The 7,655-nt window shown below is 58.8% G+C and carries 9 protein-coding genes; all 9 read right to left on the bottom strand.

What is annotated here, in order from left to right:
- Window positions 1–308: 308 nt before the first annotated feature.
- A complete protein-coding gene (locus tag QK293_RS04055) occupies window positions 309–914 on the bottom strand; it encodes an START domain-containing protein (protein ID WP_282375753.1) in 606 nt (201 codons plus the stop codon).
- A 41-nt stretch (window positions 915–955) separates the two neighbouring features.
- Complete coding sequence (locus QK293_RS04050) at window positions 956–1,210, bottom strand: YkgJ family cysteine cluster protein (protein WP_282375752.1); 255 nt, start codon at window positions 1,208–1,210, stop codon at window positions 956–958.
- 165 nt (window positions 1,211–1,375) lie between these two features.
- Complete coding sequence (locus tag QK293_RS04045; protein ID WP_282375751.1) at window positions 1,376–1,849, bottom strand: translation initiation factor 2; 474 nt, start codon at window positions 1,847–1,849, stop codon at window positions 1,376–1,378.
- 90 nt (window positions 1,850–1,939) lie between these two features.
- Window positions 1,940–3,379: a PLP-dependent aminotransferase family protein gene (locus QK293_RS04040; protein ID WP_282375750.1), complete on the bottom strand. Its 1,440-nt coding sequence runs from the start codon at window positions 3,377–3,379 to the stop codon at window positions 1,940–1,942.
- A 213-nt stretch (window positions 3,380–3,592) separates the two neighbouring features.
- Entirely contained in the window at window positions 3,593–4,405 is an 813-nt protein-coding gene (locus tag QK293_RS04035) for an OmpA family protein (protein WP_282375749.1), read from the bottom strand.
- Window positions 4,402–4,758, bottom strand: a complete 357-nt coding sequence (locus tag QK293_RS04030) for a DUF4398 domain-containing protein (protein WP_282375748.1) — start codon at window positions 4,756–4,758, stop codon at window positions 4,402–4,404. The genes QK293_RS04035 and QK293_RS04030 overlap by 4 nt, the downstream gene beginning before the upstream one ends.
- A gap of 9 nt (window positions 4,759–4,767) precedes the next feature.
- The gene (locus QK293_RS04025; protein WP_282375747.1) at window positions 4,768–5,604 is read right to left on the bottom strand and encodes a transporter substrate-binding domain-containing protein; all 837 of its coding nucleotides are present in this window, start codon (window positions 5,602–5,604) and stop codon (window positions 4,768–4,770) included.
- Between the two features lie 81 nt (window positions 5,605–5,685).
- Window positions 5,686–6,615, bottom strand: a complete 930-nt coding sequence (locus tag QK293_RS04020) for an FAD-binding protein (RefSeq protein ID WP_282375746.1) — start codon at window positions 6,613–6,615, stop codon at window positions 5,686–5,688.
- Window positions 6,616–6,617: 2 nt separating this feature from the next.
- Window positions 6,618–7,367: an electron transfer flavoprotein subunit beta/FixA family protein gene (locus QK293_RS04015; protein ID WP_056745417.1), complete on the bottom strand. Its 750-nt coding sequence runs from the start codon at window positions 7,365–7,367 to the stop codon at window positions 6,618–6,620.
- Window positions 7,368–7,655 lie beyond the last annotated feature (288 nt).

Below are 7,655 nucleotides of genomic sequence, written 5' to 3'. Positions count from 1 at the left end.
ACACTCGTCGGCGCTACGCGCCGACGATGCTTGAGCCTGTTTTTACACACTCTGGGCCATGGATGGCCGATGGCGGCGGGCCCACGGAGCAGGACCGGAGCGAGGGCATGCCGAGCCTAGGCGAGGCACCGAACGTCAGGGGCAAGAGCCCTTGGTTACTTGGGGCTTTTCCAAGTGACCCGCCGTAAGGGCGGAACCCTAAGCGGCCGCGACCGCAGAAACGGATCTGCCCCCGATCAAATAAACCGCCCTACCAAATAGAAAACGCCCCGAACCAGTCGAGGCGTTTTATCAAAAGAGCGAATCGATTACTTCTCAGCGCGTTCTTTCAGGGCTTTCAGGGTATTGAACGGCGCATCGACCACAAACTTGTTGGCCACCATCGACGGTATGCTACCGCCCGGCTCAGTGTGCACCTGATAGGTCACTTCGATCTGATCACCCTTGGGCACGAACTTCCAGAAACCGTCGACCTTGGTCACCCGCACAAAGCCTTTTTCCTCAGGAATGTACTTCGGCACGCCTTCGAGTTTACGGGTCAGACTGCCATCGGCACCCTCGACGGTGGTCACATGCAGCACCGAATCACGCGCGGTGACCGGCCAAGGCGTATTGAACTGGGTGTAAGTCCAGCTCTGATCACCTTCGTGTTTGAGCAACTTCTGGGTCTTGCATTCGTGAATCCAGGCGCAGGCCCCTGGCACGTCTTCCTGCAATGCGCGCAGTTTGGCCAGGGTGGTCTTCATCAGCGTGACACCACGGTAGGCCTTGTAATCGGAGCCGGCCACCTCGCTCAAGGAGATCTTGATGCCGTCCTGTTCCTTGGCGACTTTCCAGTCTTCGGCCTGAGCAGCCGTGGTGGCGAGCATTACCGTCAAACCACACAGCACAGCCATACGTTGCAGCGAACCCATAATCTTATTCCTTATTGTTGAAGTTCCGTTCGGTGAACACATCACGCAGCCGTCATTTGCTCCCACCAACCCAGCAATCTGATCGCTTCGTCACTGCTGCTTCCGCAGACTTCGATGTCGGCTTCGAACGCCGAACACACTGAAGGACGTTCCGGTTTGCCAAACACATTGCACAGGTTTTCGACAGAGAGTTGTACGCAACGTTCTCCGGCGGCTTTGCCCTTAGGCATGCCGGGAATCGGTGAACTGATGGAAGGGGCAATGCAACAGGCGCCACAGCCTTCACGGCATTTCATGACGACGAGCTCCTCGCGATGGGCGATGTGTTAAAGGACGTGGCACAGAGTAACCGCTAAAACGCTTGTTTAAAATTGCCTGGGCCCGGGTTTTTTCGCTCAAACCAGCGTGACTGACCAGTCTCCGACAAAGCGTCTGGCCAGCGGGTCACAGATGGGAGGGAATTACCGCTTGAACTCGAATTCCAGCGCTGCGCCTTCGACTTCACGGCGCTCTTCGTTGCGCAGTTGCAACTGCATTTCGTTGCTGATCAGCCTTCCGTTGAGCTGAAACGGCGTGCTGCCAGCCTTGTCACCGAACATTTGCGGCAATACGGCATCGTGCCGTGGCAACGCTACCGTACCGATCGGTTTCAACTCCTCGGCCATGTCCTCGGGCAGGCTCAAATCCAGGTCGACCGAAGGAAGCTTGGTTTTCACGACTTCACTGGCGGGTTTGGACTTGGAAGCAATCGGCGGTCGTTTTTTCACCTTGGCGGCTTTCTTTTTGACCGGCGCGGCTTTCTTGGCCGGGGCCGGTTTTTTCGAAGTGGCGTTGGTTGCCGGTTTTTCCTGAACGGAAGCCGCCATGACGCCTTCGACCTGGAAGGTCATCAGCAGGCAGATCGAAAGCCAGACGGCGGGGAAAATCGATTTCATGGACCCAACGGCGCAACGGCATGAGGCCATATGCTCGCCTGTTGCAGGCAACATGACAAGCACGGACAGGAATAACCTGCCCCCGCCCCGTCACAGGCCGCCAGCCATCTCCTGGCAGAGCTGGGTGGCCAGCATGCCCAAGGTCATCAATGCACGCTCGGCTTCACGGTTCCACGGTGTGCCGCAGTTCAGCCGAATGCAGTGATTGAACTGCTCGGTGTTACTGAAAATCAGCCCCGGCGCGATACTGATGCCCTGCTGCAACGCACGAACGTGCAGCTCCTGAGTGTTGACCCGCCCCGGCAGACTGACCCAAAGAATGAAGCCGCCGGTAGGCCGGGTCATCTGTGTGCCTTCCGGGAAGTATTGCTGCACGGCCAGCTGGAAGGCGCTGAGGTTCTTGCGGTACTCCTGACGGATGTAGCGCAAATGCCGGTCGTAACCACCGTTCTCCAGATAGGCCGCAATACCCATTTGCGTGACGCTGCAGGCCGAATGGGTACTGAAGGTTTGCAAACGCTGGATCTCCTGCTGGTACTTACCGGCAATCATCCAGCCGATCCGCACGCCCGGCGACAGGGTTTTGGAGAAACTTGAGCAGTAGATCACCCGGTCCAGCCGATCGTAGGCTTTAAGCGACTTGGTGCGACCCTGCTCGAACATCAACTCGCCGTAGATATCGTCTTCAACAATCTGGATATCGAAATCCGAGGCCAGACGCAGCAGTTGCTTTTGCCGCTCTTCAGGCATGGTGCCGCCCAATGGATTGCTCAGGCGAGTGGTCAACACCAGCGCCTTGATCGACCACTGGTTGGCCGCCAGTTGCAAGGCTTCGAGGCTCATGCCAGTGGCTGGATCGCTGGGGATTTCGATGACCTTGAGGCCCAGCAGGTCAGCCAGTTGCAACAAACCGTAGTAGGTCGGCGACTCGGCGGCGATCAAGTCACCCGGCCGGGTCAGCACGCGCAACGACATCTGCAAGGCATCGACGCAGCCGTGGGTAATCACCACTTCCGACGGATCGACCACCACGCCGGCATCGCGCATGCGGATCGCCACTTGACGACGCAGCGGTTCGAAACCCGGGCTGAACATGTAGCTGAAAGCCCGCGGGCTATGGAAACGGGTGACTTTAGCCAGTTGCTGATGCAGCGCCCGCACCGGCAGATATTCGACGCTTGGCACGGCCGCGCCCAAAGGGAACACACCTTCGCGGCGAGATTCGACCAGGACTTGCTGAATGATGCTGCTGCGAGTGACCAGACCGGGACGTTCGACTCGGGCGATGTCCGGTGTCGGCGCAGTCAGGGCCGGGGTCTGGTGCACGTAGTAACCCGACTGCGGCCGGGCGCGGATCAGCCCCTGATCCTCGAGGTTGGCGTAAGCCTGCAACACCGTCGCGTGGCTGACGTTGAGCTGCGAGCTCATCTTGCGCACCGAAGGCACGCGCTCCCCTGGTTGATAGACGCCACGGCGGATGTCTTCGGCCAGTTGCTGAGCAATACGTTGGTAGAGCAAGAGATTGGTCATGACGCAGCACTCGATTTCACGGGCATTTTATTCTTGTGTGAAACAATACCGGAACAGTTTAGAAGTGTACTGGGACAGTTGCCACAATAGTCGACCGTACAGTGCATTGTCAGCAAAAACTGTACTGCTTTTATTGGCCCGGCGAGCGGTAAATGGCAGGCACAAAAAAACCCGGCGCTGACTGGCAGGCCGGGTTTTCCAGTGACGCAGCCCTTAGCGGGCAGCGCCGAGCTGGCCTTTTTCGTCGGAGAACACAATTTCCACCCGACGGTTCTGTGCCCGGCCCCGCTCGGAGGCGTTCACGTCCACCGGGTATTCATCGCCATACCCTTCGACCTGGATGCGTTTGTCGTCGATGCCCAGGTCCATCAGCACGTTCGCTACCGATTGCGCACGGTCGCGAGACAGCTTGAGGTTTTCCTGCTTGCCGCCGGTACTGTCGGCGTAGCCTTCGATGCGCACCACGCGCTTGGGGTTGAGCTGCAGGAACTGCACGATCTTCAACACCACGCGGTTCGCCGAGTTTTTCAACTCTGCTTCGCCCGTGTCGAACAGCACATCGCCCAAGGTCATCACCAGGCCTCGGTCGGTCTGGGTGGTCGCCAGCGCGACAATCTGTTCTTCGAGCCACTTGCCCTGCTGCTGCACGCTGAGCAGTTTGGATTCGCGCAGGGCCAGTTGCAGTCGTTGACGCTCCAGTTCGAGCTTCGCTGCACGCTCTTCGTTGAGCACCTGATTGGTGTGTTCGCGCGCGATTTCGCTGTAGCGCTCACTCAGGTAAGCGTAATGCAGCACGTCCGATCCACTGCCCCAGTAGCTGGACAGACGATCGGCGCGGGCCAGCGACTCACCCGCGCGAATCACGTCCTTGGGCGCAATTCGCAGCACGCTGGAGTCTTCCTTGACCTTCTGGAAGTCAGTACTGGCTTGCTGCAACGCGGCCTCGCTGTGCTGACCGGCACAACCATAGAGACTTACGCAGCCTGCCAGGATCAAACCGCCGAGTGCTTTGGTCTTGAGGCTCATTGGGCATCTCCCAGTTGCTTGCGCAGGCGAGTGATGCGGGTATTGAGCACGTTCAACTGCTCCTCGCTCTTGAGGGTCAGAACCCGGGCTTCGGCCAGACGCGCGTCCAGCTCGGCCTGCTCGGCCCGCATGCGCGCGTTCTTGAAGGATTGGTCGTTCATGCTGCCCTTGGCGCGGTTGAACTTGTCTTCGGCCAGTTTCATTTCCGGCACGTCGTCGACAGTGGCGCCCACGGCCTTTGCCTGCTCGAGTGCCTGTTCGGTCAGGCGCATTTGTTCATTCGGCGCCGGATCGGCTGCACAACCCGCCAGAGCCAGAACGGCCAGGGCAGCGAAAAGAGGTCGAATACTCACTAAAAATCCCTACTGTTTTGGGGTACTGACGGGTTGTTGCGGCGATTGCTGCTGTTGCGCCTTCCAGCGCTCGATATTGCGTTGCAGCACGGCTTCCGTCAGTCCGGACGCGGGCAATTCTGTCATCTTTTTGGCCAGCTGTCCGCGCAACCACGGATCGTTGCAGGCTGAGTTGTGGGAAACCGCGAGGAACAGGCCGGGTTTGTCGATCGGTTGTGGACGGGCGATCAGGTCGTTGGCCAGGTTAAGTGTCTGCGCAGCCGCCATGCCCGAGTAGCGTCCGGCAAGGACAAATTCCACCTCGCCCAGCAGCAATTTCTGAAACGCTTGGGTCAGGTTGGGAGTCCGTATGAGGGTCAATTGCTGCTCGGCGAACGTACCAAATGCCGGGGTCATGCGAGATTTTTCCGACAACGCGCCGGGATGACCGTGAAGGTCCTGCGCTTCGTTGGAGACCAGCGTCGAGTCTTTGCGGGTCCAGACCAGGTAATCGTTTTCCAGTAACGGAGGATGAATGTAGTCCAGGGATTGCAGTTCACTGACCGTCAATGACGCATCCGCCAGCATGTCCATTCGCCCACTGCGCACTTCGTCCAGGGCCTGAGAGCGTTTGCCGGCGTAAAGCAGTTCGACCTTGATCCCCAGCTCCCCCGCCACTTGCTGCAACAGGTCAGCACTGGCGCCGATCAGGTGCTTGGGGTTTTGCGGGTCTTGCCACAGGTACGGTGGCGCATCCGGGCTGCCGGTCACCACAAGGCGTTCGCACTTGCCGGCAGCATTGGACAACATCGGCAACATTGTCAGACCCAGCAGTAATGACCAGCCACCCACGCGGCGCAGATCCATGGCGACACTCTCCCACTCAAATCCGGAACAAAAAAAAAGCCCGACCAAAAGGTCGGGCTCTTTATAAGTCAGGCCGCTGGATTAGACCAGCTTCTCGAACTCAGGGATGGCTTCGAACAGATCCGCCACCAGGCCGTAATCGGCCACCTGGAAGATCGGCGCTTCTTCGTCCTTGTTGATCGCAACGATCACTTTGGAGTCTTTCATGCCGGCCAGGTGCTGGATCGCGCCGGAGATACCGACGGCGATGTACAGCTGTGGAGCAACGATCTTGCCGGTCTGACCGACCTGCATGTCGTTGGGTACAAAACCTGCGTCGACCGCGGCGCGGGAAGCACCGACGGCAGCGCCCAGCTTGTCGGCCAAGGCGTACAGGTGTTTGAAGTTGTCGCCGTTCTGCATGCCGCGACCGCCGGAAACGACGATCTTGGCAGCGGTCAGTTCCGGACGATCGGATTTGGCCAGTTCTTCGCCGACGAAGCTGGAAGTGCCCGCGTCGTGCGCAGCCGCAACGGCTTCAACAGCCGCCGAACCCCCTTCAGCAGCAACCGGGTCGAAACCGGTGGCGCGAACGGTGATCACTTTGACCGCAGCGTTCGACTGAACGGTAGCGATGGCGTTACCAGCGTAGATCGGGCGCTTGAAGGTGTCAGCGCTTTCGACCGAGATGATCTCGGAGATCTGGTCAACGTCCAACTGAGCGGCAACGCGTGGCAGGATGTTTTTGCCGTTGGAGGTAGCAGCAGCCAGGATATGGCTGTAGCCAGCGCCCAACTCGGCAACCAGCGGCGCTACGTTTTCCGGCAGTTGGTGAGCGTAGGCGGCGTTATCGGCCACCAGCACTTTAGCCACGCCAGCGATTTTCGCAGCGGCTTCAGCCACGGCGCCAACGCCCTGACCTGCAACCAGTACATGAACATCGCCACCGATTTTGGCCGCAGCGGCCACGGTGTTCAGCGTGGCCGGGGCCACTGCTTTGTTGTCGTGTTCAGCGATTACCAAGATAGTCATGATTAGATTACCTTCGCTTCGTTTTTCAGTTTCTCGACCAGTTCAGCCACCGACTTGACCTTGATACCCGCGCTGCGTGCAGCTGGCGCTTCGACTTTCACGGTCTTGTTGGTGGAGGCGGTGGAAACGCCCAAAGCGTCCGGAGTCAGCACTTCGAGAGGCTTCTTCTTGGCTTTCATGATGTTTGGCAGGGACGCGTAGCGCGGCTCGTTCAAACGCAGGTCGGTGGTGACGATGGCCGGCAGTTTCAGGGAAACCGTCTGCGCGCCGCCGTCGACTTCGCGAGTCACGGCAACGGTGTCGCCGCTGATTTCGACTTTGGACGCGAACGTGCCCTGACCGTAGCCGCTCAAGGCTGCGAGCATCTGGCCAGTCTGGTTGTTGTCGCTGTCGATGGCTTGTTTGCCAAGGATCACCAGCTGAGGCTGTTCCTTGTCGACAACGGCTTTCAACAGTTTGGCAACGGCCAGGGAGGTCAGATCTTCGGCGGATTCGACGAGGATGGCGCGGTCGGCACCCAGAGCCAGCGCAGTGCGCAGTTGCTCTTGAGCGGTGGACGGGCCGATGGAGACGACGACGATTTCAGTCGCAACACCTTTCTCTTTCAGGCGTACGGCTTCTTCCACTGCGATTTCGCAGAACGGGTTCATCGACATCTTTACGTTGGCGAGGTCAACGCCGGAATTGTCCGCCTTGACGCGAACCTTGACGTTGTAATCCACAACGCGTTTGACAGCTACAAGAACCTTCATGGATTCCTCGTTACTCTCCGGTGAAAAGAAAGTCGCCTAGGCGAACCTGGCGGTTTGATGCTCATCGGCGCAAGGGCACCTCTAAAAACGCTGGCAAAGGTGTCAAGTGACAAGCGCTCACGATGCAGATGACCGTTCGTCAGTGATGACCGACAAGTCATTCAATATCGCGGCGTGTAAACTGCGCAGCAAACTTGCGCGGCGCATCACCCTGTACTGCCATCGCCCTGTCTTTAGAGGTGCTCTTGAAACCAACAGTCAGCCTACGGCGAGCGCAAAACCGACCGT

Origin of the sequence: Pseudomonas sp. AL03 (genome assembly GCF_029960815.1) — a bacterium.
Taxonomy (GTDB): domain Bacteria; phylum Pseudomonadota; class Gammaproteobacteria; order Pseudomonadales; family Pseudomonadaceae; genus Aquipseudomonas.
Note: the sequence above shows the minus strand (reverse complement) of the source record. Positions and strands in the feature narration are given on the sequence as shown.

Bases quoted from the DNA above. Each gene is read 5' to 3' on its own strand.
- QK293_RS04025 (WP_282375747.1), bottom strand. From the start codon at position 5,604: ATGGATCTGCGCCGCGTGGGTGGCTGGTCATTACTGCTGGGTCTGACA.
- QK293_RS04040 (WP_282375750.1), bottom strand. From the start codon at position 3,379: ATGACCAATCTCTTGCTCTACCAACGTATTGCTCAGCAACTGGCCGAA.
- QK293_RS04015 (WP_056745417.1), bottom strand. From the start codon at position 7,367: ATGAAGGTTCTTGTAGCTGTCAAACGCGTTGTGGATTACAACGTCAAG.
- QK293_RS04020 (WP_282375746.1), bottom strand. From the start codon at position 6,615: ATGACTATCTTGGTAATCGCTGAACACGACAACAAAGCAGTGGCCCCG.
- QK293_RS04045 (WP_282375751.1), bottom strand. From the start codon at position 1,849: ATGAAATCGATTTTCCCCGCCGTCTGGCTTTCGATCTGCCTGCTGATG.
- QK293_RS04035 (WP_282375749.1), bottom strand. From the start codon at position 4,405: ATGAGCCTCAAGACCAAAGCACTCGGCGGTTTGATCCTGGCAGGCTGC.
- QK293_RS04050 (WP_282375752.1), bottom strand. From the start codon at position 1,210: ATGAAATGCCGTGAAGGCTGTGGCGCCTGTTGCATTGCCCCTTCCATC.
- QK293_RS04055 (WP_282375753.1), bottom strand. From the start codon at position 914: ATGGGTTCGCTGCAACGTATGGCTGTGCTGTGTGGTTTGACGGTAATG.